Genomic DNA, 21,391 nt, shown 5'->3' with positions numbered 1-21,391 from the left:
CCGCACGGCCGGCCCGCCAGCGCCCGTCTCCTGTCCGCAGCCGATCAGCGACAGGCCGAGGGCACCCAGCGACGCCGCCGCTCACGCGCGATATTGGCTTCGCTGATGATGCCGTCGTCCTCGTCGGCGACGCATGCGCAGGTCTCAAGCCAGCGAGGCGTCGATACGGGTCTAGCAGCGCATGAGCCGTGCCCATACGGTCGGTCGCGAGCGGAACCCGGCAGACCGGCCGGCCATCTCGGCAGCTTGCCACGATCCGCGGCTCGGGGAAGGCTGGCGATGGCCCGGTCACCTGATCCAAGTCGTGACCGATCCGCCCGAAACCGCTGCCCCCCCGGGCGACGTGACCTGTACGTCGGAGTCCTTCGATCAGCGTGGTCGATCCGGCGGAAGCGGAAACCGCTGCGGCACCTCCCGCGACCGTCGCTTATGGTCCAGGAGATCCAGGGCCCAATCCGGCCTCGGCGCGACGGATGCTTCGTACAATTCACGGTATGCTTCAGGTGTCAGCCAAGTGCCGACGGGATGACGTCCGGTCAGGCGCAGGAAGGCGCTCAGCGATAGGCAAACTGGCGGCGGCAGGCCGACGACGGTCTGGAGAGCGCAGCTTGAACTCTTGCTGCGCTGTCCCACGATACGCGTGTTGATGAGGCTCATGGCCCCGGCCCGGGCATCCGGGCCGACGAGTTCCTCGTCGAGCGGCGTGGGCGTGCCGGGCGTTTCAAGCGCCGAAAGCAACTCGCTCCAGGACTGCCACCCCCACGCCAGCGCGACGACCTGTCGAGCGGTCGCCTCGGCGATAGGCTGCCGGACATTGGCGAGTTGCGCGCGCAGGGCGTGCACCTTGCGGTTTGCGAAGAAGATCGAGGACGGGCGGAACATCGCGGACCATGGGACTGCGTACGGTGAGCCAATGGATTCAGCTCGCTACGGAGCGGTCAAGGCAAGGCCGCGTCCGAAGCTGCTTCGGGTCGCCCCGGCCAGGACGAGGTCCGGCTGGAAAGGCGCCTTGCCCCTTCACCGCCGCCGCCCAGGCGGCGACCTGGTCCGCGACCTGGGCGCCTGTTCCGTCGCCGAGCGCGGGAGCGGTCGGGTACGTTGTCGCCTTCCCCACGTCGGCGGCCGACCCACGTCCACCAGGATCTCTGCAATCCGCCGTGGCCATCCCTCCGCCGTGACGCGAAACTCCCTGTGGATAAATCGCGTCGCCTCTAACCCCGCTTAGATATCCATGTGGACGTGTAACCGTCGGAGGTTAGTGTGGCGCAACGGAGGTGCGGCACCATGGGCGACTCGGATTGGGCGGCGGAGCGGGCTGAGGAATACTGGCGGCTCCACGCGGAACCCGTGCTCAAGCGCGTCGTCATCGACGCCTTCCTGTCCGGAACGGCGGCCGTGCCCCCTGCCTTGGCGAACTGGCTGGCATCGGCGCCCATCGGGCGCGGTGCCGAGGCTGTCACGCCGCCTCCATCCCCGGAGCCTGCGCAGCAGGTGCCGCCAAGCGCCAAGGAGGTCGCGGCACCGCAAGCCGGTCCTCGGCCCAAGAGGTCCCCCCGCCCGCTCAAGGGGGTGAGCGCCGCTGCGTACGACCTCGTCAAGCGCGCAGGCAAGCCCCTGACATCCCGGGAGCTGCTCGGACAGCTGAGGGACTGGGACGGGGGCGAGCGGACCGAGGCGCGCGACAATTCCCTCCTGGCCGCGATGCGGCGGCTTCGCAAGGCCGGTTGGGTCGACTTCGACGGGACGCATTACAGCCCGTCGGCGAAGAGGCCCCGCAGCAAAGGCAGGTCCGGTCCCGCCGGGCCGGGTCGGGTCTGATCGCCCGCCCATGGCAAGGCGAATCCATCGCCTCGCAGATCGGCTCCCTGCGCAGGAAGGCAGGGCGCTGGCGGAGATCGAGACCCGGCAAGCCCGCGGCCTACCGCCCGTTCGACCATCCAACGCAAACATGGACTCGGAGCGCACATGACCACCTCGTTCGGCGACGCGCGTCGCCTGCACGTCCTGTCTCTCGTCGCCCTGCTCTCGGTCGTGACGCCGCCGCGCAGCCGGGCCGCCGACGGAACCATGAGCGAGCACGAGATCGCTCCCGGCATGGTCATCCGCGGCCTGGTCACCGCGGCGGGCGCGCGGGCCTTTCGCCTGATCGTGCGGGGAACGCTCGTTGCCTCCTTGACCGCGAGGGATGGGGCGCCGCCGACCGGGTACTGCCTCGTTGGAGAGTGGTTGTCCGTGCTGGAGGCACTGGCTGCGCCATGGCGCGCGTTCGCCGGCGAGACCTCGCCGCGGAACTTCGTACCGCCGCGCCGGTCGCATTCCGAGCGCTCACCCTTCGTCGCACGGTTCCCGGCGCGCCAAGCCCGCCTCACGGGCCCGAAGCTCGTTCGGTTCCTCGCCGAGTGCACCGCTTCCCTAGGAGCGAAGGACTCGATGCGCGGCGATGAAATCGCCCTCGTCGTCGGCACGCCGGAGACCCGAGTTCGGATCGCGTGCAGCGGTGCCGAACTTCACGTCCTGGTCCATCGAGAGCGGCGCTTGGTCATGGCCGGCACCCTGTCGCGCCTCGACCTGAGTCGGCCCGGGCGCACGCGCTGCTGCATCGGTCGCCAGTGGCTGCCCGAGTTGTTGGATTGGTTCTGGGCCGTATCCGACGATGTCGATCCTGCAGACCTCGTTCGGTTCTGCCAGGGTGCCGCCTCGGATCGGCCCTAGCCGGCGTCGGCCGATGGCGCCGACGCCCGGATGCAGGGCCGGCCCTCGCCAAGCTTAAGCTCTCGCCTCTCGGGCCGTGACGTGTGCCAGGAAGGAGCGCAGCGTGGGTGTACGGCGGTCCTTGTGCGTTCGAGGCGCATACCGCCAACGAAAAAGCCCCGCCTGAGCGGAGCTTTCGTTTGAGGGGAATACCCGCGGGCAAACCCCGACCTCCGATGGCGAGCATCTTCGGTCAGCTGAAAAGACGGTGTGACCCGCCTCCAGCGAGTGAGAGGGATATCGCATATCCGCCTCGCCGGGTCAATGATCGAGGCCCAGCACGGTTCCGAGGAGCGCTCGGATGCCGGCGAGCTCGGCGGGCGAGATGGACGGCAGCGCCGGGCGGCGGTTCACGTTGACCTGCCACAGCCGGACCAGGGAAACGGTATAGATGTGGTCGCAGACGGCCCAAACCGGGTCGGTCTGGTGGAAGAAGGGATACGTGCCCGGCTCGAACCGGAAATGATGGGTGTTGTTCTCCCGGGGCGGGCTCTTGCTCACCGGCACCACCGTGCAGCGCCCGGCGGCGCCGGCCGAGCGCGAGGACACGACGATCGCCCGCCGTTCCTTCTGCATCTCCGGCTTCACGAGGTAGGTGAAATCGCACATCACGACCCGGCCGGGGCTCGGAGCGTGCGGAACCGGCCGCCTGACCTCGGCCGTGCGGCGCGTGACGACCGAACCTTCCAGCGTCGTCAGGAACGCGTCCGCCTTCGCGGCGGCGATGCCGCCGCGAACCAGCGCCGTCTTCAGCTTGGTCCGCTCGTACTGCGCGGTGGCCTTCTCCGACAGGAAGCAGTGGCGCAACGCGCTGGCCACCGCCTCCGCGGCCTCTTCGGCGAAGCCTCCCTCGCACAGCCGGTCGAGGCAAGCCTCGCCGTCGAAGCGGGTATCGGGATGCCGGGAAATCTCCATCAATCCGCCGACGGCGAGCGCCTCGCCCTGGGCGAAGCCGAGATCCGTCATGGCCTTGAACATGCGAAAGGCGTGGGGCACCCCGAGACAAATGCTCCTGCCGATGGGAAGGCGATGGCGTAGCCCGGGCGACGTCGCGTCGGGCAGGCCGAGGGCGAGCCGATCCGTTCGAAGTCGGCAAACACCTCGGCCGACGCCGTATCCGCACGCCGGACCATTGTCATCCCACGCCGAAGGGGCCGAGCGCCGCCGGCGCCCGGGCGCCGCGATCATGCCGGGGCCTACCCGCCGTGGATGCATTCGTTTGAGCGACCAGGCCCGGGGGGGGCGGCACCCGCGCTCGTCATCGAGGCGCCGGGTCCCGCCGCCCGGGCGCGCCGCCTCGGCCTGGTCCCGGGGCACGTTCCATCCGGCGCCGAGAACGACGGTTCCCGACCTTGCCGCACCGCCCGGCGCGGCTATTCGTTTTCATTCAAGAGCGCCACCGCGGCCTCCAGGAGCGCTCGGAACGCGACCGACTGCCGTGCAGCCGCCTCCACGCGCAGCGTCAGGTTCGAGAAAGCCGCGGGATCCTCCGACGGGTGCGCACCGATGAACCGAACCGCGGCGAGATGCAGCGCGGGTCTAGGCTTATGTTGCCCTGCCAATAGCTTCGATATGGTCGCCTGGCTCGCGCCGAGGATCTTGGCAAGGGCAGCCTGCGTAAGCCCGCGCTCTCGACGCACGCGACCGAGGGCAATCGCCAGCGCATGCGCATCCCCGCCGTCAGCCGCCCGCTTGCTTCCGCTCATGAAGTCAATAAAATCGAATGATAACGAATAATCAAGGCGCGCAGGATGCAGGCTCAGACGTCCGGGAGGACGCGGTCGGTCGCGACGATTCCCGCGGACCCGGAGGCCGAATTGATGCCGGGGGTGCGGTGGGGGCGCCCGGAATGGGTGCCGAGTGCCGCGTTCTGGGCTTTCATGGTCGGTCGGGCCAGCGAGCCGGTCGACGGGTTCGTGGGGCGGGAGGTCAGCCTGGCCCACGAGATCGGCTTCTGTCTGCTCGGGGGCTACGGCATCACGGCCGAGGTCAACCACGCGGTCCATCGCGCGCTCGCCGCGGATGGGATCTTCGAGCCGGGCCGTCGTCCCGGGGCCGATGAGATCGAGGCCCTCCTGCGCAGGCCGGTCCGCATCGGCGAAAGGTCGGTGCGCTACCGCTTCCCGAAGCAGAGGGCGGGCAGGCTCGCCGACGCGCTGACGCTCATCGAGACCGATCCTCCGCCGTCGAGCGACGCCCTGGCCTTCCGACGCCACCTGATGCGCCTGCCCGGCGTCGGTCCGAAGACCGCCTCGTGGGTCACCCGGAACTGGCTGGGCTCGGACGAGGTCGCCATCCTCGACATTCACATCATCCGTGCAGGCCTCCTGATCGGCCTGTTCGAGCGGCCGATCCGCCTCCCGCGGGACTACGAGGCGCTCGAACGGCGCTTCCTGCAGTTCTGCGTGGCCCTGGACGCGAAGCCGTCGCTGGTCGATGCCGTCATGTGGCGGGCGATGCGCAACATCGGCCGGGGACCGGTTTGACCGGCGACGGCGGAGGCCGATAAGAAATCAGGTCTCCTTCACCAGTGGCCGGGCAAGCGGGATGTCGGGGGGCAGCAAGAAAAGTTCGGGCCGTCGCCTGGTCGCGCCGGCCGGTGCAGGGCCGGGCGCGCCGAGCTCGACCGCCGGATCGGAGGGCGGGAATGCGCCGACGGGCTCGCCCTGCGACCTCAGTTACGACGTCGAACTGACCGGGGTCCGGGCCGACGTCGTCGCCGTCGTGCGCATCGGCGACGTCCTGGACGTCGCGCTGCACAGGGCGGGTGCGTTCGAGACCGCCGTGTGCCGTACCCGCCCCGCCGGGCAGGTGGTCGGCACGCTGGCGAACGTCGAAGGCCTCGACGAACTTCTCGGTTGCCTGCGCACCCACCACCGCTACGCGGCGACCGTGACGCAGGTCGGCCGCCTCCTCTGTCGCGTCGCCATCGCACCGGTGCTGGGTTGATCGTCGCCGGAGGGTCCTACCTGGAGATCTGCGAGATCCCGCGCTGGCGCCGGCTGTTCGGTTCGGGCGGCCGTGCCGCCGCGGCGGTCGGGCAGCTCTCGCCGGGCAGCAGCCTTCACACCTATGCCTTCGCAGGCTGGGCCCGCGACGTCGAGAGCTCGATGCACGCCTGCGGGGTGACGGCGACGGTAATGCCCATCGCCGAGGAGATCAGCTTCGGCTACTTCCATGCCCTGTCGCCGGCCACGCTGCGGCCCGGCGTGCCGACGCGACACCCGGCCCTCTCGGTCGACGGGCGGGTCGTGCTGCGTTTCGGCTTCGTGGAGGGCGACGCGGTCGTGTCCGCGGAGCGGGCGGTCCACGACCCGCAGGGCGACGACGTTGTCCCGTTCCGCGCCAACGGGTCCCGGGCCGAGGCCCTGGCCGTAGTCCTGAACGAGGGGGAGGCGGAGGGGGCGACGGGCGAGGAGGGGCCGGCCGCAGGCGAGGCCGTTCTCGCCCTGCACGCGGCCGACGTGGTCGTGGTCAAGCGTGGCTGCTCGGGCGCGACCGTCCACCGGCCTGGTCGCGACCCCGTCGCGGTGCCCGCTTATCGATCCGCCCGCGTGTTCAAGATCGGCTCGGGCGACGTCTTCAGCGCCGCCTTCGCGCATCACTGGGGCGAGCGCGGCCTCGACGCCGCGGCGGCGGCCGACCTGGCGTCGCGCGCGGTCCACCATTTCGTCGACACGCGCTCGCTGCCGCTGCCCGCGGCCGCCGACCTCGCCGACCAGGCGCTCGCACCCGTGGGCGGGGAGCCCGGCCGCGTCTACCTCGCGGCCCCGTTCTTCCACATCGCCCAACGCTGGCTCGTCGAGGAGGCACGGGACCGGCTGCACGCCCTCGGCGCGTCTGTCTTCTCGCCGTTGCACGACGTGGGCACGGGGGGCGGCGCCGTCGCCCTCGCCACCGCCGACCTCGCGGGGCTCGACGGCTGCCAAGCCGTGCTCGCCCTGCTCGACGGGGCGGACCCGGGCTCGATCTTCGAGGTTGGACATGCGCGGGCGCGCGGCATCCCAGTGGTCGTGCTGGCCGAACGCCTCGACGAGCATCACCTGACCATGCTGGCCGGCACCGGCTGCGAGGTCGTCGACGATTTCGCCTCCGCCCTCTATCGGGTCGTGTGGGCCTCGCTGCGATGAGGGTTCTGCTGTTTTCCGGCGGCCTCGATTCGACCGCCCTCGCTTGGTGGCAGAGGCCGGACGCCTGCCTGTTCGTCGATTACGGCCAGCGGCCGGCGGCGGGCGAAAGGGCGGCTGCGACGTCCATCGCGGCCGAGTTCGGGCTGCGGCTCGAAACGCTTCAGGTCGACCTGTCCGGGCTTGGCCTCGGGCCCCTGGCCGGCGGGGAGCCCGCCGCGCTCGCGCGTGCCCCCGAATGGTGGCCCTACCGCAACCAGATCCTGGTCACCCTCGCAGGCATGCGCTTCGTCGCGGAAGGCCTGTCGGAGATCCTCATCGGAACGGTGGCGACCGATGTCCACGCCGACGGACGCGCCCCATTCCTGCGGACGCTCGACCGACTGATGCGGCTCCAGGAGGGTGGGGTGCGCGTCGTGGCGCCCGCACGGCACCTGAGCGGGCCGGCCCTTCTCGCGGCGTCCGGCCTTCCCGCCTCGGCGCTCGGTGCGACATTCTCCTGTCACGTCATGGAATATGCCTGCGGGCAGTGCCGCGGATGCGAGAAGCATCGCGAGACCTTGCGGTCGTTCGGCCTGCGGTCCGACGTGAAGGCATCCCGCGCGGCCCCGGACCGACCGGACGCGGCGCGGGCGGAGGGTTGACGAATGGGCGGAGGGCTCCCACCCAAACGCCGCCGCATGCCGTACGGCATGGGACAGGTCCGGACAGGGTCCGACGAGTGCGACCTGACCTTCACGGTCGACCTGATCGGTGTCCGCCGCGACGCCACGCGCGGCCTGCAGGCCGGAGACGTGTTGGAGGTGGACCTCGTGGCCGGCGCGGGCGCCAGCACCGCAGTCTGCCGCACCGCCGACGGGGCGACCGTCGGCGCCCTCGCCGCGTTCCGCGGCCTCGTGAGCCTGCTCGGCTGCCTCGACCAGGGGGTGCGGTTCGAGGCCCTCATCGAGGATGTCGGCGCGACGCGCTGCACCGTTACGGTCACGAGGGCCGAGGCGTGAACGTCGTCGGCGGCACATATTTCGAGAGCTGCGCGTTCCCCGCCTGGGCCGGCCTGTTCGGTTCGGGCGCGCGCGCCGCCATGGCGGTGAGCGCGCTGTCCCCGGGCACCCGCCTGAGCACGTATGCTTACGCCGAGTCGGCCGGCGACCTCCGGGCGACCATGGCCGCCTTCGAGGTCGAGACGGACATCGTCGCCATCGGGGAGCGGCTCGAATTCGAGTATTGGCATCCCCTTCGCAAGAGCTGGGTTCCCGAGGCCGGCCGGCGCTACGCCGACCTGGCCGTCACCGGCGACGTCGTGCTCGGGTTCGGCATGCTGGAGGGCACGGCCCGGCTCACGGCCGGCCGGGCGGTCTACGACCCGCGCTCCGCCGACCCCGCGTCCTCCTTCGTGCGTTCCGGCTCGCGGGCGACGGAGCAACTCGCCTACGTGGTGCAGGATGCCGACTTGGTCCGGCTCGGGCCGCTCCCGGACCCGCGCGACGCCGCGACCGGCGTCATGGCCCGCGAGGGCGCCACGCTCGTCGTGTCGCGCCACGCATTCGGCGGTGCCACGGTGTACCGGGGCGACGCCCCCGGCATCCCGGTGCCGGCGTACGCCGCCCGCCGCTGGTTCAGGATCGGGGCCGGCGACGTCTTCTGCGCGGCCTTCGCGCATTATTGGGGCGAGCGTGGCTTCGACGCCGTGGGGGCGGCCGACCTCGCGTCCCGCTGCGTGGCGTGGTTCAACGACGGGGCTCGGTTGCCGCTGCCTCCGCCGGACGAGCTCGAAGGGATGGAGGCGGTGCCCGGGCGCCCCGCGTCGGGTTGCCGGGTCTACCTGTCCGGACCGCGCCGGACCATGGCCCAAAGATGGCTCTTCGACGAGGCGGCCGCTTACCTCGACGCGCTCGGGTTCAGGACGGAGACGGCGTTTGCGGACGACGGCCCCCGCTCACCCACGCGAGCGAATTGGCCGCCCCGGCCTCGCGTGCCCCATTCAGCCCTCCTAGCCCTGGGCGACGTCGCCGACCTCGGGACGAACCTTCACGTCGGCTACGCGCAAGCCAACGGCATGCCGGTGGTGCTGCTCGCCGAGACGGCCTCCGGCGGGGATTTGACGATGTTCTCGGGAAGCGGCTGCGAGGTGACGCACGATCTCGCCACGGCGCTCTACCGGACGTGTGTGGCATGCCTGCGGTGATCGGCGGCCGGGAGGGCACCCGTTGAGGCCGCCACGGTTTCCACCCGCTCCGGCGCGCCTGCGGGCGCCTGATCGCACGCCGTCCCCGTCCGGACCATCGGGGTCCGGCGATGGAGAGGGCGGGCCGGCGCAGGAGCGCTGGCAGGCGTTCCACGCCTTCCTGGCGGCACGCATGAACTCACGATGGGTGTTCCGCGGCTGCGCGTCGAAGGCCTTCGAGTGCAAGCCCAGCGCCGGCCGGGGCGCCGAGTTCGACCCGCGCCACGAACGGCAACTGTTCCAGGATTTCAAGCGCGAGGCCAGGCTGCACGTCGCGATGCCCGGGGCGACGGATTGGGACTGGCTGGCGCTGGGTCAGCATTACGGTCTCCCGACCCGCTTGCTCGACTGGACGACCAATCCGCTCATCGCCTGCTTCTTCGCCGTTGCCAGCCAGCCCGCGAACGAGGACGCCATCGTGTACGCGCATCCGCTCGGCGGCAGTTCCATGATCGACCCCGAGCGGGGTCCCGGCCCCTTCGAGATCGCCGAGGTCGGCTTCCTGCTGCCCTCCGCCCTGGCGCCCCGCATCGCGAGCCAGAAGGGCCTGTTCTCGGCCCACCCCGATCCGGCCTCGGCGTGGACGCCGCCCGGCATGGCGGAGAACAGCTTCGAGATCCCGCGGGACACCCGCGCGGTCTTCCAGCGCAACCTGTTCCAGCTCGGCGTGGATGCGGCCCACATCTGGGCCAGCCTCGAAGGCGTCTGCCTCTCGCTGACGTGGCAGTACCGCCTCCGAATCGGGCTCGGCGCGGCCTTGTAGCCCCCGCCGCTCGGAATCCCTGGATCATCCGGTCCGGACGACGGCGGTCCCGCCAAGCCGGTGCAGGCTTCGATATTCACCGGCCGGCGCGCCCTCTACCAACGCGCACGGCGTGGGTCAGGCACAGCAAGGGTTGCCCCCGTAGCTGCGCGGGGGTGGTGTGGATATCCTGTCGAAAACCGGACCACGCCTGGGATTTAGCGAACCGGAAGCGTGGGAGGAATTGGGATTTATCCGGGAGCTGCCACTCCCCAAGTCCTTGATGCCACACACCAATTTTCAAGCGAAAGTCGGTGGTGGAGCTGAGGGGATTCGAACCCCTGACCTCCGCAGTGCGATTGCGGCGCTCTCCCATCTGAGCTACAGCCCCGTCCGAGGCGAGGGCCTTGTAGGCTTGTCCGCTTCGGCCTGTCAATTCCGGAAATTTCCCGCCGCGCCCGCGTCCCTCACGCCGGGTCTCCGTGCGGGGCGACGAGGACCGATACCCCCCGCATGAACGCCCTGCTCTGGCTCTTCAACACCATCATCCAGCTCTATATCTACGTCCTCATCGCGAGCGCCGTGCTGAGCTGGCTCGTGGCCTTCAACGTGGTCAACGTGCGCAATCCGATCGTCTCGCAGATCGGCGAGTTCCTCTACCGCGTCACCGAGCCGGTGCTGCGGCCGATCCGTAACCTGCTGCCCAATCTGGGCGGCGTCGACATCTCGCCGATCATCCTGATCCTGCTCCTGCTGTTCGCGCAGAAGCTCGCCACCGACCTCTACGTCCAACTGGCCTTCTGACCCCGCCTCCGGCGTTCACCCGCCTCGAATGCGTTCCGACGAAGGGTAGGCCGGTTCGTCGAAAGAGAGCACGACAAAGCAATGGGCTGGAGCCGCCGGCCTAACGCAATCGGGTCGGGTACGGCTCTGGACACGAAGCGCGGCATTGCGCGAGCGCCGGGCTCGTTGCTAAGGCGGGCGGGCATCGGCTGATCTGAGAAGACGATGCAATAGCAGACGTTTAGGGCCTCGTTCTGAATACGGTATTCAAGACGATGCCCCGTTCGGCCAGCAAGAGCCGCACAGGGAGCGATGCGCGCGCCATGAAGACCAATCCCGGCCGCTTCTTCGAGGATTTTCGCCTCGGGGAGACCATCCGCCACGCCACGCCGCGAACCGTCACCACGGGCGACGTCGCACTCTACACCGCCCTCTACGGCCCGCGCTTCGCCGTGCAGTCCTCGGACGCCTTCGCGCGTGCGATCGGATATCCGGCAAGCCCGCTCGACGATTGGCTCACCTTCCACGTGGTGTTCGGCAAGACCGTGCCGGACATCTCCCTCAACGCGCTGGCCAATCTCGGTTATGCCGAGGGCGGTTTCCACCGACCGGTCTATCCCGGCGAGACGCTCTCCACCGTCTCCGAGGTGATCGGCCTGAAGGAGAGCTCCAACCGCCAGACCGGCGTGGTCTATGTGCGTTCCACCGGCTCGGATGCCTCGGGCCGGACCGTGCTGAGCTATTGCCGCTGGGTGCTCGTGCGCAAGCGCGATCCCGAGGCGAAGATCGCCGAAGAGCACGTGCCCCAGCTCGCCAAGGTCGTGAGCCCGGCCGACCTCGCGAACGCCCTGCCCCCGCTCGATCCGGCGGCTTACGATGATGCGCTCGCCGGCAGCCCGCACCGGTTTTCGGATTACGCGGTTGGCGAGAAGATCGACCACGTCGACGGCATGACCGTCGAGGAGGCCGAGCACCAGATCGCCACGCGCCTGTTCCAGAACACCGCCAAGGTCCATTTCGACGCGGTGGCGACGCGGGAGACCAAGTTCGGCAAGCGGCTGATCTATGGCGGCCACGTCATCTCGCTCGCCCGGGCGCTGAGCTTCAACGGGCTCGCCAACGCCTTCGCCATCGGCGGCATCAATGCCGGCCGCCACGTCGCGCCGCTGTTTGCCGGCGACACGGTCTACGCTTGGTCCGAGGTGCTGGAGACGGCCGAACTGCCCGGCCGCAGCGATATCGGGGCGCTTCGCCTGCGCACGGTGGCAGCCAAGAACCAGCCCTGCGGCGCCTATCCAGACCGGCAGGGCGAGGGCTACGACCCGTCGGTGATCCTCGATCTCGACTACTGGGCCTTCATCCCGCGCTGAAGCATCGGCCCGCAAGGGGCTGACACGCTTACGAAAAGAACCCGGCCACGGCCTGACGCAACGGGTTGGCCGGGTTCGACAGCAGGCGCAGGGCCATCGCGCAGGCGATGAGCACGAGAAGCGGGCGGATCAGCCGGGCGCCGAGGCGCACGGCGAGCGCCGAGCCGACCTGGGCGCCGAGGAAGGCGCCGGCCGCCATGGCGAGCCCCACGGGCCAGATCACCGCGCCCTGGAGCGTGAACAGGGCGAGGCTGCCGACATTGCTCGCGGCGTTCGAGAGCTTGGTGTGGGCGGTGGCGCGCACCACGCCGAGGCCGAGCAGGGTAACGAAGCCGATCATGTAGAACGAGCCGGCACCGGGCCCGAACACGCCGTCGTAGAAGCCGATCGCCGGCGCCAGCGTCACGGCGAACAGGCCCGGCGTGATGCGCGCTGCCGCGTCCTCGTTGCTCATCCGCCGCGCCGTGGCGAAATAGAGCGCGATGCCGACGAGCATGACCGGCACCAGCGCGTCCAGGACCGGGCGCGGCAGCAGGCTGACGCAGAGCGCGCCTGCGACCGAGGCGAGCCCGGCCCCGAGCGCGGCGGGGGCGGCCTCGCGCCAGCGGATCAGCCCGCGCCGGGCGAAGGCGATCGTGGCCGAGACCGAGCCGGCGCTGCCCTGTAGCTTGTTGGTGGCGATCGCGCTCACCGGATCGAGCCCGGCGAGCAGCAGGGCCGGCAGGGTCATCAGCCCGCCGCCCCCGGCGATGGCGTCGACGGCGCCCGCCACCACGGCCACGCCGAACAGACCGGCGACCGTCTCAAGCTCAATACTCATCGGGGATCCCAAAGGGCTTCAAGCCCTTTGGCGGGTTTTCAGAGCAGAGTCCTGACGCCGGCGAAGCCGATTTGCAGGGCTCTGCCCTGCACCTTTGACAAGGACTCGTCCTTTCGAGACCTTCACCATGGCTGCCGGCTCAGGGCAAGCCTCAGGCGGCGGCGCGCTCGGTGCGCGGCAGGCTGACGGTGGCGCGGTCGCCGCGGCTGGCCCGCAGCGTTCCGCCCTTGGGCACGATCGTCCAGCCCTCCTTGCAGCCGTCGATCGGCTCGGAGACGACGGTGAGGCCGCGCTCGCTCTCGCGATAGTACAGGCTCGGCGGGCGGCCGTCGCAGGCCCAGCGGAAGGCGGTGAGGCTCTCGCCGTCGGTGAGCACCGCGGTGAAGCGGAAGGCTTCCGTGATCCGGGCCTCCTGCATCAGGCCGCGCACGGTGGCGCAGGTCGCCTCCATCGCGGCGACGGGATCGGTGTCGAGGCCGTTGGCGAGCGCCAGCAGGAACAGCGCCTCCGAATCGGTCGAGCCGCGGCGGGTGTCGTAGAGTTCGTCCGGGATCAGCGCCTCCAGGCGCCGCTTGATCCGGTGATAGCCGCCGATCTGGCCGTTATGCATGAACAGGTGCCGGCCATGGGCGAAGGGGTGGCAGTTGGCCCGCGTCGTCGCCGTGCCGGTCGCCGCGCGGACATGGGCGAAGAAGGTCCGCGCCCGTACCTGACGGCAGAGGTTCACGAGGTTCTCGTCCGACCAGGCCGGGCAGATGTCGCGGTAGAGGCCGGGCTCGGCATGCTCGCCGTACCAGCCGATCCCGAACCCGTCGCCGTTGGTCTCAGTCTTGGCCTCGGAGGCGTGCAGCGACTGATGGACCAGCGAATGGGTCGGGGCGCAGACCAGCTCGTTCAGGAGGACCGGCTCACCGAGATAGGCGAGGAAGCGGCACATGGTGGGACAAGAGCCTCCTTTGCGGTCCAGGGCGACGCATGCAAACATCGGTCCGTTCGGACCGCCTCGCGTCGCCGGACTGTAACAATTCGGTTCGTGTGGTGAACAGTCCGTTAAGAGCCGGCCCGGTTCGCGCGGGTCATGCCGGCACAATTTCGCTGAACCGATCATCCCCGAACTTGTTGTCGCAGGGCAAGCATCGATGCCGCCGCCGATTCCGCCGCGGTCTGCCCTTGCGCGACGTGCCCTTGGCCGGGCCGCCGCTCCGAACCGCTCGCACAGCTTCAGGGAGATATCATGGCTCACACCGGAGACAGCCCGGTCGCGCTCCTCGTCGAGGACGACGAGGCCGCCCGCGATCTCGCGACCGCCCTGATCGAGGAGACCGACCTCGACGTCATCGCCTGTTCGAGCGCCGAGGATGCCCTCGCCGTGCTGGAACGCGGCGACGTGACGGTGGCGATGGTGATCGCCGACACGCATCTCTCGGGCGCGATGGACGGGGCGGCGCTGGCACGCACCGTCGAGGACCGCTGGCCGGAGGTGCGGCTCGTGGTGACCTCCGAGGCCCGCGAGGAGGGCCGCACCGAGATCCCGCCCCACGCGGTCTATATGCGCAAGCCCTGGCTGCCCTTGGAGCTGCTGCGGCAGGCGGAACGCGCCACGCTCACCGCGCGCGCCGCTTGAAGCGGTTCGCTTCCTGCGAAAAAGGCCCCGCCGGTCGAACCGGAGGGGCCTTTTTCGTGTCCGGATCGCGCGCGGCCCATCCCAGGGCCGGCGCGTCGCGAAGGGTTTCGCCTCAGGACGCGGCAGCGGGTGCCTGGACGGCGGCCGGCTGCTGCGAGAAGCTCGGCATGCCGGGGCGGCGCGGGGCGCCGGTCCGGGGCTTCGGCTTCGGCGCGGCGATCAGGCCCTCGCGGATCGCGGTCTTGCGGGCCTGCTTGCGGGCGCGGCGGACGGCCTCGGCCTTCTCGCGAGCCTTGCGCACGGAGGGCTTCTCGTAGGCCTTGCGCTGCTTCATCTCGCGGAAGATGCCCTCGCGCTGCATCTTCTTCTTGAGGACGCGGAGCGCCTGATCGACGTTGTTATCGCGAACGAGTACCTGCAACGGAATCAACCCCTAGGATCTGTTGTTTCGAACCGCACCGGCCTCGGATTCCCGGCGGAACCGGGAAAAAGCCGTCAGGCGCCCCTGCCCCGGTTTGGTTCCGGAGGAGGCGTCGTGACGGCAGCCGAATCGGTGCGAAAGAATTGCACCTGAGCGCGCGGCATACACGAAACAGGTTCGTGTTGGAAGTGCGCGAAAGCCTCTTGCAAGCGCGGCGCCGGGTGGTTTTCGCTCTCAGCCGTCATCGCGAGGCTTGGCGCAAGCGATCCAGGACGTGTTCTTTCCGGATGGGCCGTCGCCGGATTGCTTCGCTCCGCTCGCAAGGACGGAGGCGCCTCACGCGTGCGAGGCGATGAAGTTGCGCACGATCGGGTAGGTCTGTGCTTCCCACTTGCGCCCCGAGAACACGCCGTAATGGCCCACCCCCGCCTGGAGGTGGTGGCTCTTCATGTGCGGCGGCAGACCCGAGCAGAGGTCGTGGGCGGCCATCGTCTGTCCCACCGCGCAGATATCGTCGCGCTCACCCTCCACCGTCATCAGGGCGGTGCGGCGGATGGCGCCCATATCGATGGGCTCGCCGCGATAGGTGAGCTGGTTGCGGGCGAGGGTGTAATCCTGGAAGACGATCTTGACCGTCTCGAGGTAGAACTCGGCGGCGAGGTCGAGGACGGCGAAATACTCGTCGTAGAAGGTCTCGATCGCCTGCGCCTTGTCGGCGCTGCCGTCGACATAGTGCCAGAACAGGTCCGTATGCGCGTCCCTGTGGCGCTTGGCGTTCATCGAGACGAAGGCGGAGACCTGCGTGAAGCCGGGATAGACCCGCCGCCCCGCGCCCTTGTGGCGGCCGGGCACCGTCTCGATCAGGTTCTTCTCGAACCACTCGATCGGCTTCGAGGTCGCGAGCGCATTCACCGAGGTCGGGCTCACGCGGCAATCGACCGGCCCGGCCATCAGGGTCATGCTGCGCGGCTGCGCCGGGTTCTTGGTATGCGCCATCAGCGCCGTGGCGGCGAGCGCCTGCACCGCGGGCTGGCACACGGCCATGAGGTGGGCGCCCTCACCGACGGTCTCCAGAAAGCGCACCACGTGATCGACGTAGTCGTCGAAGCCGAAGCGCCCTTCCGAGAGGGGCACGTCACGGGCGTTGTGCCAGTCGGTGATGTAGACGTCGTGGTCGGGCAGCAGGGTGCGCACGGTGCTGCGCAGCAGCGTAGCGAAGTGGCCCGAGAGGGGGGCGAGCACCAGCACCTTGGGCTGAACGGTGTCGATATCCTTGCGGAAGCGGAGCAGGGTGCCGAAGGGCGTGGCGAGCACCGGTTCCTCGATCACCGGCACCTCGCGGTTGCCGACCATGGCGGAATGGATGCCGTAGGCCGGCCGCGTGAAGGTGAGGCCGGCGCGCATCATCATGCGCGCCCCCGCCGACCACCATTTCGCGGCGTCATGCCAGGGCGTCCGCATCCACGGCGCGGAGGCTTCCTGCAGGAGGCGCCCCCATTGTCGGGTCTGCCGGGCGATGTCCGATTGGACATCGAAAGCTTGGTAGAGCATCGGGCCGAACTCCAAGCGCGCAAGGTGCCTGCACGCGCCAATCTCTCGCGAACGTCCCGAATGGCCCGGATTCGCCCGCTTCGCTTCCTGCCTCGTCCTACCGCCCTGAGGAGCCGATGCCGGACGAACAGGCTAAGCGGTTCTGAGTTGGGCGCAACCGAACAAAAGTATATCGCGCAGGGCTGTGATGCGGATGCATCACTTTGCACGTCTACCGGGAGAAGGAGAATTCTTTTGCCGGAAAAGTGGAGGCCGAGGCAGGGCGCCCGGCACGAGTCTTGGATGCCGGCTTGAAGTCCGGGGCTTGAGCCGCAGGCTCGGGCGGACGCGCAATCCGGAGAAGAGTCATGGCCGAGGCGACGCTCACGATCTCCAGCCGCAACTACTCGTCCTGGTCCCTGCGCGGCTGGCTGCTGTGCCGGATGGCCGGGCTCGATCTCTCGGTGACGACTCTGTCCGGCTCGGACGCGGCGACGCGGGCCGAACTGCTCCACCTGTCGCCATCCTTCCTGGTGCCGCGGCTCGAACACGGCGCGATCACGGTGTGGGACGTGCTCGCCATCGCCGAATATCTCAACGAGATCCGGCCGGAGGCCGGCCTCCTGCCCGAGGCGGCCGCCGAGCGCGCCCGCTGCCGCGCCGTCTCGGGCGAGATGCATGGCGGCTTCGTCAACCTGCGCTCGGCCCTGCCGATGAACCTGCGTAGCCTCCATCGCGGCTTCAAGATCTTCAACGGCGCCAAGGGCGACATCGAGCGCATCTGCGCGATCTTCGAGGATTGCCTGTCGCGCTCGGGCGGCCCCTACCTGTTCGGGGCGCGGCCGACCCTGGCGGATGCGATGTACGCGCCCGTCTGCACCCGCTTCCGCACCTACGACGTCGCCCTCCCCTTCACCGCCGCGACCTACCGCGACACGATCCTCGCCTGGGAGTTGATGAACGAGTGGGCGGCCCTTGCCGAGAGCGAGCCGGAGGAGATCGAGGAACTCGACATGGAGTTTTAGAGCATCGTGCCGAAAGGTGGTTGCCGGCTTTCGGAAAAGACGATGCACAAACAACGAGATGATGCCTCACAAAGCTCCCGGTCACCGACCGTTTCCGCTTGGGCGAGGACAGCGTGGCGGGCGTGTTGCGAGAGACACTGAGCGCCGCCGGCGCGGTGGGCATCGGGGCGACGGCGGGGGCTGGTAAGGGAAGCGTCGGCGCCGGGCGGCGCACGGATCAGGCTACCATGACGCGATTGCGGCCGAGGTCTTTCGCTCGATAGAGGGCGGCGTCGGCGGCGTTCACGAGCGCATCCAGTTCCGAGTCGCCGTTCTTCCAGTCGGCGACCCCGATCGACAGCGTCACCACGCCCGCGGGCCCGAGACCGGGATGGGGAATGCGCACGCCTTCCACGCGGCGGCGGATGGCGTCCCCGAGCACGGCGGCCTGCGCGGCCGTCATGCCCGGGAGCAGCACGAGGATCTCCTCGCCGCCGAAGCGCACGGCCGTTCCCAGCGGGGGCGTGTTCTTGTTGGCGGGAGCCAGCATCTCGCGCAACAGATCGCTGATGGCACGGATGCAGCGGTCGCCCGCCAGATGCCCCTGGGTGTCGTTGAACCGCTTGAAGTGGTCGATATCGATCAGGAGCGCCCCGAGAGGCTCGGCGGCGCTCTTGGGGATGAGATCGGCGCCGATCGTCGCGAGATGATGCCGGTTGAACAGGCCCGTCAGTTGATCCGTCCGGGCCATCGCCTCGTTGTGCTCGATCATCGAATCGGCCCGGAGCCGTTGGAGGAAGCCGTAGCGCTCCGTCCGCTCCAGCACGAACGATCCCAGGAGGAGGATGACCGACGCGAGGATGTAGAAGCTTACGATGTACCAGAAGGTCGCGGCATCCACCTCGGGCCGTCTCGCGATGGTCGCGATTTGGATGAGGACGATGAGCACCAGTCCGAGGACGGCCAGCCGGAACCGGACACGCTGCACCAGAACCAAGTAGATGATGATGAGAATCGCCCCGAACTGATAGATCGCGACATAGTGCGACGTGCCGAACGAGATGATCGTCGAGGGCATCAGCACCGAGAGGACGGAGGTCCACACCAGCAGGCCGTCGACCTGCCAGACGTGTCGGCTGCGCGGCAGGATCCAGATGATCAGAAGGGCCAGCGGCGTGGCGATGCCCAGGCGCATCACGGTGAGCGGCCACAACACGTCCGGCAGGATCACCCAATCGGCCAGGAGGAAGACGTCGTAGAGGAGGGTGGCAACGGCGAGTGTCGTCCGGCCGAGTTCGATGCGCTGGGGGAGCCCTGCCTTCTCGAACAGCGCCTCGATCGGGGGCGAGAAGCGCAGTTGGTTGAGGCTTGCGAACTCACCGTCGATGGGTCCGGAACGGGAGAGACTCATCGAGGCGAGGACCGAGCTGCTCTGGGCGGCTCACGGCTAAAGCAGCGGGGTTGCCGAAGTCTTACAAAGACGGTCGCGGACTGATTATCCTCGGGCTAACCTTCTTTGCCGAACGGAACTGAACTGAAATCATGCCCTCGGCCGGGGGGGCGGCGTCGCAGGGCGCGGCCCTGCCCGGACGTTCCTCGCGGACGAGGGCTACGCCGACTGGGTCGCGGCCCCCGCCTCCCCCGTCCGCCCGGCGGCGAGCGGGAGCTCGATGCGGGCGCAGAAGCCGCCGCCGGGGCGGTTCTCCAAGGTCAGCCGCCCGCCATGCCCCTCGACGATGGCGAGCACGATCGACAGGCCAAGGCCGAATCCGCTCGCCGCATCGAGGTTGCGGGCGCGGTCGCCGCGCACGAAGGGCTGGAGCATGGCGCTGCGCTCGGTGTCGGGAATGCCAGGGCCGTCGTCGATCACCTCCACCGCCACGCCGGGATGGTCGCCGGAGCCCGCCGGCCCCATGACGAGGCGGGCGCCGCCGCCATACTTCACGGCGTTGTCGACGAGGTTGGTGATCGCCCGCTGCAGGTCGTCGGGGCGGCCGCGCACGAGGACGTGGCGGGTCCGTTCCAGGCTCACCGCCGCGCCGACGTCGCTGAACCCGTCGCAGACTGTCTGCACCACCGAGGCGAGGTCGATCAGCGTGGTCTGGCCCTCCCCCGGCGCGCCCTGCCCGTCCCGGACATAGGAGAGCGCGGATTCCACGAGCCCGTTCATCTGGTCGAGGTCGCGCAGGGTCATCTCGCGGGCGCGCTCGTCCTCGATGAACTCGGCGCGCAGCCGCAGGCGGGTGATCGGGGTGCGCAGATCGTGGCTGATCGCGGCCAGCATCTGCGTGCGGTCGTCGAGCAGGCGCAGCAGGCGGGTGCGCATCCGGTCGAGCGCGCGGGCGAGCGCCAGCACCTCCTCCGGCCCGCGCTGAGGCAGCGGCGGCGGCTCCTCCGCCGTGCCGAAGGCTTCCGCCGCCGCGGCGAGCCCGGCGAGCGGCGCGGTGAGTGCCCGCGTCGCCCAGAACGAGAGCAGCGTGAGGCTCACTCCAAGGGAGACGAAGGTGAAGATGATCAGCCCCTGCGCCGGCGGACGGGGAAAGTCGTCGGGCAGCACCGCCTGCAGTCGGGCACCGGCCGGTGTGGTGATGCCGATCTGCAGCAGGCCCGTCCTTCCCCGGTCATGGCCGGGGGAGAGATCGGTCACCGGCAGCGCGCGGCCGAAGCCGTCGCGCAGGCGCTCGATCAGCGGGTGGCGCCCGATCTCGTCCTCCTCGTCGCCCTGGCCGGCCGGCGGCACGGCGCCGTCCCAGGGGGCGATGCGCAGGGTCGGCAGGCTGCGCGCCGCCGCCCGGAGGATCCCGTCGCGCTCGCCCGGCTCGGCGGTATCGAGCAGCCGCGCGACCACGGAAAGCCGCGTCGCGGCCACCCCCGGCCGCTCGTCCGGCCGCCACGGCTCGCGGAGCGCCACCAGCATGACCGCCGCGAGCCCATGGGTGCAGAGCAGGGCCGTCACGACGAGGAGCGCGATCTGCCCGGCGGCCTTCTTCGGGCGCGGCCAGGGACGGTGCAGCCAGGCCGGTCGTCGCGGACGGCCCGGTTCGGCGGCGGGGGGCGGGGCCTGCGCCGGCCCGGCGGTGGTTCCGGCGGGGCTCATGTCCGGGCAATCTCCGGCGCGAACAGGTAGCCGCCCGAGCGGATCGTGCGGATGATCTCGGGGTTGCGCGGGTCGCGCTCGATTTTCTGGCGGATGCGCGAGACCAGCACGTCGATGCTGCGCTCGAACGGACCCGCCGCCCGCCCTTGGGTCAGATCGAGGAGCTGGTCGCGGGAGAGCACCCGGCCGGGCCGCAGGCAGAGGGCGTGGAGCAGGTCGAACTCGGCCCCCGTCATGGCGATGCGCGCGCCCTCAGGGCTCAGCACCTGCCGCAGGCCCACATCGAGGGTCCAGCCCGCGAACTGGAAGCGGCGCGCGCCGTCCCCGTCCTGCGGCTCGGCGCCCTTGCGCCGCAGGATCGCCCGGATGCGCGCCAGCAATTCGCGCGGGTTGAACGGCTTGCCGAGATAGTCGTCGGCGCCGATCTCCAATCCGACGATCCGGTCGATCTCCTCGGACTTTGCCGTGAGCATCAGGATCGGCACCTGCGACGCGGCCCGCAGGCGCCGGCACAGGCTCAGGCCGTCCTCGCCCGGCAGCATCAGGTCGAGGACGATGAGGTCGACCCGGGCATCGGCCAGCACCCGGTCCATCTCGCGCCCATCGCCCGCCAGACTCACCCGGCACTCGTTGGCGCGCAGGTAGCGCGCGACGAGCGCGCTGATCTCGCGGTCGTCCTCGACGACGAGGATGTGGGGCGTCGGCTGGTTCGTGGTCATGACGGGACAGTCTTACGCCTGCGCCCTCCCCGCCCGGAAGTATGGCCGCGGCGCAAGATTGTAACCCCGCGTTTCCGCTGCCTGGCCCGACACCTGCGGCAACGATCCGGCCTGGACTTCCGCTCCCCGCCGGTGCCGGCGCCCGGAGCGTTTCGTGAGCGCCCCTCGATTGCCCTGCC

Annotated in this window: 23 protein-coding genes and 1 tRNA gene; 13 read left to right on the top strand and 11 right to left on the bottom strand. The window is 69.8% G+C overall.

The genetic code is table 11. The features are described from left to right. Positions 1-369 precede the first annotated feature (369 nt). Entirely contained in the window at positions 370-882 is a 513-nt protein-coding gene (locus tag LPC10_RS19050; protein ID WP_003596786.1) for a hypothetical protein, read from the bottom strand. A gap of 402 nt (positions 883-1,284) precedes the next feature. Between LPC10_RS19050 and LPC10_RS19045 the strand changes: the two genes are divergently transcribed. Together LPC10_RS19045 and LPC10_RS19040 are read left to right on the top strand one after the other, a co-directional pair. Beyond that, a complete protein-coding gene (locus tag LPC10_RS19045) occupies positions 1,285-1,818 on the top strand; it encodes a hypothetical protein (protein ID WP_003596784.1) in 534 nt (177 codons plus the stop codon). A 147-nt stretch (positions 1,819-1,965) separates the two neighbouring features. Next, on the top strand, positions 1,966-2,712 hold the full coding sequence (locus tag LPC10_RS19040; protein ID WP_003596783.1) for a hypothetical protein: 747 nt from the start codon (positions 1,966-1,968) through the stop codon (positions 2,710-2,712). A gap of 300 nt (positions 2,713-3,012) precedes the next feature. Here LPC10_RS19040 and LPC10_RS19035 read toward each other — a convergent pair whose 3' ends face one another. Both LPC10_RS19035 and LPC10_RS19030 read right to left on the bottom strand, forming a co-directional pair. After that, positions 3,013-3,747, bottom strand: a complete 735-nt coding sequence (locus LPC10_RS19035) for a type II toxin-antitoxin system PemK/MazF family toxin (RefSeq protein WP_003596782.1) — start codon at positions 3,745-3,747, stop codon at positions 3,013-3,015. 377 nt (positions 3,748-4,124) lie between these two features. Further along, positions 4,125-4,457, bottom strand: coding sequence for a helix-turn-helix transcriptional regulator (locus LPC10_RS19030; protein ID WP_003604320.1), 333 nt, complete (start codon positions 4,455-4,457; stop codon positions 4,125-4,127). Positions 4,458-4,571: 114 nt separating this feature from the next. Between LPC10_RS19030 and LPC10_RS19025 the strand changes: the two genes are divergently transcribed. The 7 genes from LPC10_RS19025 to LPC10_RS18995 all read left to right on the top strand — a co-directional run bounded on the left by LPC10_RS19025 (position 4,572) and on the right by LPC10_RS18995 (position 9,865). Continuing rightward, complete coding sequence (locus LPC10_RS19025) at positions 4,572-5,237, top strand: hypothetical protein (RefSeq protein ID WP_012455859.1); 666 nt, start codon at positions 4,572-4,574, stop codon at positions 5,235-5,237. Positions 5,238-5,298: 61 nt separating this feature from the next. Then, positions 5,299-5,700 (top strand): hypothetical protein, encoded by a 402-nt coding sequence (locus LPC10_RS19020; protein ID WP_003604318.1) that lies wholly within the window; start codon positions 5,299-5,301, stop codon positions 5,698-5,700. Then, a complete protein-coding gene (locus LPC10_RS19015) occupies positions 5,697-6,881 on the top strand; it encodes a PfkB family carbohydrate kinase (protein WP_003604317.1) in 1,185 nt (394 codons plus the stop codon). Before LPC10_RS19020 ends, LPC10_RS19015 begins: the two co-directional genes overlap by 4 nt. Continuing rightward, positions 6,878-7,522: a 7-cyano-7-deazaguanine synthase gene (locus LPC10_RS19010; RefSeq protein WP_003604316.1), complete on the top strand. Its 645-nt coding sequence runs from the start codon at positions 6,878-6,880 to the stop codon at positions 7,520-7,522. Before LPC10_RS19015 ends, LPC10_RS19010 begins: the two co-directional genes overlap by 4 nt. A gap of 36 nt (positions 7,523-7,558) precedes the next feature. Beyond that, the gene (locus LPC10_RS19005) at positions 7,559-7,879 is read left to right on the top strand and encodes a hypothetical protein (RefSeq protein ID WP_017484369.1); all 321 of its coding nucleotides are present in this window, start codon (positions 7,559-7,561) and stop codon (positions 7,877-7,879) included. Continuing rightward, positions 7,876-9,063, top strand: a complete 1,188-nt coding sequence (locus tag LPC10_RS19000) for a carbohydrate kinase family protein (protein ID WP_012455858.1) — start codon at positions 7,876-7,878, stop codon at positions 9,061-9,063. Before LPC10_RS19005 ends, LPC10_RS19000 begins: the two co-directional genes overlap by 4 nt. 172 nt (positions 9,064-9,235) lie before the next feature. After that, positions 9,236-9,865 carry an FRG domain-containing protein gene (locus LPC10_RS18995; protein ID WP_003604313.1) on the top strand — a complete coding sequence of 210 codons (630 nt, stop codon included), beginning with the start codon at positions 9,236-9,238 and terminating at the stop codon, positions 9,863-9,865. 294 nt (positions 9,866-10,159) lie between these two features. Here LPC10_RS18995 and LPC10_RS18990 read toward each other — a convergent pair. Beyond that, positions 10,160-10,235 (bottom strand) — tRNA-Ala (locus LPC10_RS18990). Between the two features lie 122 nt (positions 10,236-10,357). Here LPC10_RS18990 and LPC10_RS18985 point away from each other — a divergent pair. After that, a complete protein-coding gene (locus LPC10_RS18985; RefSeq protein WP_231343938.1) occupies positions 10,358-10,648 on the top strand; it encodes a YggT family protein in 291 nt (96 codons plus the stop codon). Between the two features lie 302 nt (positions 10,649-10,950). Beyond that, complete coding sequence (locus LPC10_RS18980; RefSeq protein ID WP_231343937.1) at positions 10,951-11,997, top strand: MaoC family dehydratase; 1,047 nt, start codon at positions 10,951-10,953, stop codon at positions 11,995-11,997. Positions 11,998-12,025: 28 nt separating this feature from the next. Here the strand turns inward: LPC10_RS18980 and LPC10_RS18975 are convergent, their stop codons facing one another. Together LPC10_RS18975 and LPC10_RS18970 are read right to left on the bottom strand one after the other, a co-directional pair. Beyond that, complete coding sequence (locus LPC10_RS18975) at positions 12,026-12,817, bottom strand: TSUP family transporter (RefSeq protein ID WP_231343935.1); 792 nt, start codon at positions 12,815-12,817, stop codon at positions 12,026-12,028. Positions 12,818-12,968: 151 nt separating this feature from the next. Continuing rightward, on the bottom strand, positions 12,969-13,754 hold the full coding sequence (locus LPC10_RS18970; RefSeq protein ID WP_231343934.1) for a class II glutamine amidotransferase: 786 nt from the start codon (positions 13,752-13,754) through the stop codon (positions 12,969-12,971). 297 nt (positions 13,755-14,051) lie between these two features. On the opposite strand from LPC10_RS18970, the gene LPC10_RS18965 reads away from it, so the two are divergent. After that, a complete protein-coding gene (locus LPC10_RS18965) occupies positions 14,052-14,441 on the top strand; it encodes a response regulator (protein ID WP_108941568.1) in 390 nt (129 codons plus the stop codon). 112 nt (positions 14,442-14,553) lie between these two features. On the opposite strand, the gene rpsU is transcribed toward LPC10_RS18965, so the two are convergent. Together rpsU and LPC10_RS18955 are read right to left on the bottom strand one after the other, a co-directional pair. Next, positions 14,554-14,862, bottom strand: a complete 309-nt coding sequence (rpsU, locus tag LPC10_RS18960) for a 30S ribosomal protein S21 (RefSeq protein ID WP_108941567.1) — start codon at positions 14,860-14,862, stop codon at positions 14,554-14,556. 336 nt (positions 14,863-15,198) lie between these two features. After that, entirely contained in the window at positions 15,199-16,413 is a 1,215-nt protein-coding gene (locus tag LPC10_RS18955) for a polyhydroxyalkanoate depolymerase (RefSeq protein ID WP_231343933.1), read from the bottom strand. Positions 16,414-16,760: 347 nt separating this feature from the next. Between LPC10_RS18955 and LPC10_RS18950 the strand changes: the two genes are divergently transcribed. Next, entirely contained in the window at positions 16,761-17,417 is a 657-nt protein-coding gene (locus LPC10_RS18950) for a glutathione S-transferase family protein (RefSeq protein ID WP_231343932.1), read from the top strand. Between the two features lie 217 nt (positions 17,418-17,634). Here the strand turns inward: LPC10_RS18950 and LPC10_RS18945 are convergent, their stop codons facing one another. The 3 genes from LPC10_RS18945 to LPC10_RS18935 all read right to left on the bottom strand — a co-directional run bounded on the left by LPC10_RS18945 (position 17,635) and on the right by LPC10_RS18935 (position 21,212). Then, positions 17,635-18,807 (bottom strand): GGDEF domain-containing protein, encoded by a 1,173-nt coding sequence (locus LPC10_RS18945; protein WP_231343931.1) that lies wholly within the window; start codon positions 18,805-18,807, stop codon positions 17,635-17,637. 198 nt (positions 18,808-19,005) lie between these two features. Beyond that, positions 19,006-20,493 (bottom strand): ATP-binding protein, encoded by a 1,488-nt coding sequence (locus LPC10_RS18940; protein ID WP_231343930.1) that lies wholly within the window; start codon positions 20,491-20,493, stop codon positions 19,006-19,008. Beyond that, complete coding sequence (locus tag LPC10_RS18935; protein ID WP_231343929.1) at positions 20,490-21,212, bottom strand: response regulator; 723 nt, start codon at positions 21,210-21,212, stop codon at positions 20,490-20,492. Before LPC10_RS18935 ends, LPC10_RS18940 begins: the two co-directional genes overlap by 4 nt. Positions 21,213-21,391: the final 179 nt, after the last annotated feature.

This window comes from Methylorubrum sp. B1-46, from assembly GCF_021117295.1.
Classification (GTDB): domain Bacteria; phylum Pseudomonadota; class Alphaproteobacteria; order Rhizobiales; family Beijerinckiaceae; genus Methylobacterium.
The sequence above is the reverse complement of the archived record's forward strand: the minus strand, read 5'-3'. Positions and strand labels throughout refer to the sequence as shown.

Coding starts and splice junctions, on each gene's coding strand:
- LPC10_RS19025 (WP_012455859.1), top strand. CDS start 4,572: ATGCCGGGGGTGCGGTGGGGGCGCCCGGAATGGGTGCCGAGTGCCGCG.
- LPC10_RS18970 (WP_231343934.1), bottom strand. CDS start 13,754: ATGTGCCGCTTCCTCGCCTATCTCGGTGAGCCGGTCCTCCTGAACGAG.
- LPC10_RS19040 (WP_003596783.1), top strand. CDS start 1,966: ATGACCACCTCGTTCGGCGACGCGCGTCGCCTGCACGTCCTGTCTCTC.
- LPC10_RS19005 (WP_017484369.1), top strand. CDS start 7,559: ATGCCGTACGGCATGGGACAGGTCCGGACAGGGTCCGACGAGTGCGAC.
- LPC10_RS18935 (WP_231343929.1), bottom strand. CDS start 21,212: ATGACCACGAACCAGCCGACGCCCCACATCCTCGTCGTCGAGGACGAC.
- LPC10_RS18945 (WP_231343931.1), bottom strand. CDS start 18,807: ATGAGTCTCTCCCGTTCCGGACCCATCGACGGTGAGTTCGCAAGCCTC.
- LPC10_RS18980 (WP_231343937.1), top strand. CDS start 10,951: ATGAAGACCAATCCCGGCCGCTTCTTCGAGGATTTTCGCCTCGGGGAG.
- LPC10_RS19030 (WP_003604320.1), bottom strand. CDS start 4,457: ATGAGCGGAAGCAAGCGGGCGGCTGACGGCGGGGATGCGCATGCGCTG.
- LPC10_RS19010 (WP_003604316.1), top strand. CDS start 6,878: ATGAGGGTTCTGCTGTTTTCCGGCGGCCTCGATTCGACCGCCCTCGCT.
- LPC10_RS18965 (WP_108941568.1), top strand. CDS start 14,052: ATGGCTCACACCGGAGACAGCCCGGTCGCGCTCCTCGTCGAGGACGAC.
- LPC10_RS19050 (WP_003596786.1), bottom strand. CDS start 882: ATGTTCCGCCCGTCCTCGATCTTCTTCGCAAACCGCAAGGTGCACGCC.
- LPC10_RS18995 (WP_003604313.1), top strand. CDS start 9,236: ATGAACTCACGATGGGTGTTCCGCGGCTGCGCGTCGAAGGCCTTCGAG.
- LPC10_RS18975 (WP_231343935.1), bottom strand. CDS start 12,817: ATGAGTATTGAGCTTGAGACGGTCGCCGGTCTGTTCGGCGTGGCCGTG.
- LPC10_RS18950 (WP_231343932.1), top strand. CDS start 16,761: ATGGCCGAGGCGACGCTCACGATCTCCAGCCGCAACTACTCGTCCTGG.
- LPC10_RS18940 (WP_231343930.1), bottom strand. CDS start 20,493: ATGAGCCCCGCCGGAACCACCGCCGGGCCGGCGCAGGCCCCGCCCCCC.
- LPC10_RS19020 (WP_003604318.1), top strand. CDS start 5,299: ATGTCGGGGGGCAGCAAGAAAAGTTCGGGCCGTCGCCTGGTCGCGCCG.
- LPC10_RS18985 (WP_231343938.1), top strand. CDS start 10,358: ATGAACGCCCTGCTCTGGCTCTTCAACACCATCATCCAGCTCTATATC.
- LPC10_RS18955 (WP_231343933.1), bottom strand. CDS start 16,413: ATGCTCTACCAAGCTTTCGATGTCCAATCGGACATCGCCCGGCAGACC.
- LPC10_RS19045 (WP_003596784.1), top strand. CDS start 1,285: ATGGGCGACTCGGATTGGGCGGCGGAGCGGGCTGAGGAATACTGGCGG.